Genomic DNA, 1001 nt, shown 5'->3' with positions numbered 1-1001 from the left:
TGAAACTAATGTCTTTGGTTTATTGGAACTGACTAATCTGGTAGTGCCTGTGATGAGACGCCAAGGTTCAGGACGAATTATTAACATTAGCTCGATACTTGGTATTATTAGTATGCCTTTTAGAGGTGCTTATAATGCTTCAAAATATGCAGTTGAAGGCTTAAGCGATACGCTCCGCCTCGAATTACATTCTTCGGGGATTGATGTTATTACCATTGAGCCCGGTCCTATAGAAAGTCGATTCAGAGATAATGCTGTGGATAGTTCTTTGCGGCATATTGATATGAATAACAGTTACTTTAAAAAACAATATAAAGCGATGCTAACAACCTACAAACAAAATAAGACGGATTCTGTGTTTACCAAAAAACCAGAGGCCGTGATTAATAAGCTGATTCATGCAATTGAAGCAAGAAAACCTAAAGCTAAATATCCTGTAACATTCCCTGCACATTTATTTGTATTTTTAAAACGGATTCTTTGTACTCGATTACTTGATAAAATTTTTTTATTGGCGTCCAAAAAAGAATTGTCTCAGGGTAATGAACCAAGCATTTAATCGATAGCAGTTCGAATTACCGTGACTGTACCCAGGGATTTTGCTCTGGCTCAGGATCTCTGGATGCCGTGGTTAAGCCACGGCAATTCGGGAGCGGGAAAATTCCCTGTCTTGCTTCGATAACATTTTAGGCGTGGCCTAAATCGGATTGAACTTACGTCATCCCGAGTCCTGCGAGGGATCTCCAGCAAATAGCACGTATTAAATTGATGTTTCTGGTACTGCGCCCAGAAAATACAAGAAGAACAAATAAAAGAAGGCCACGGAACACGAAGCGGATTTGATTACGGTATAGAATCCTGAATGGAACGATTTGTATTACTCCCAGCTTTAAAAATTGTGTCTCGACAAGGAGAGCCCTTGCTGGGCTCGTCATGACGTGAGGAGTTATAGCCAACGGATAATAAATTGATTATAATCATTTATTTATGACGTATTCATT

The 1001-nt window shown here is 39.3% G+C and carries 1 protein-coding gene; it reads left to right on the top strand.

Annotated features, from left to right (window positions below; all coding sequences use genetic code 11):
* A partial coding sequence (locus Q0495_RS10670) for an SDR family NAD(P)-dependent oxidoreductase (RefSeq protein WP_298625956.1) occupies nucleotides 1-559 on the top strand: 559 nt, incomplete at its 5' end.
* Between the last annotated feature and the right edge of the window lie 442 nt (nucleotides 560-1001).

This window comes from uncultured Legionella sp. (genome assembly GCF_937871865.1).
GTDB lineage: Bacteria > Pseudomonadota > Gammaproteobacteria > Legionellales > Legionellaceae > Legionella.
This window is presented reverse-complemented; position numbering and strand designations above follow the sequence as displayed.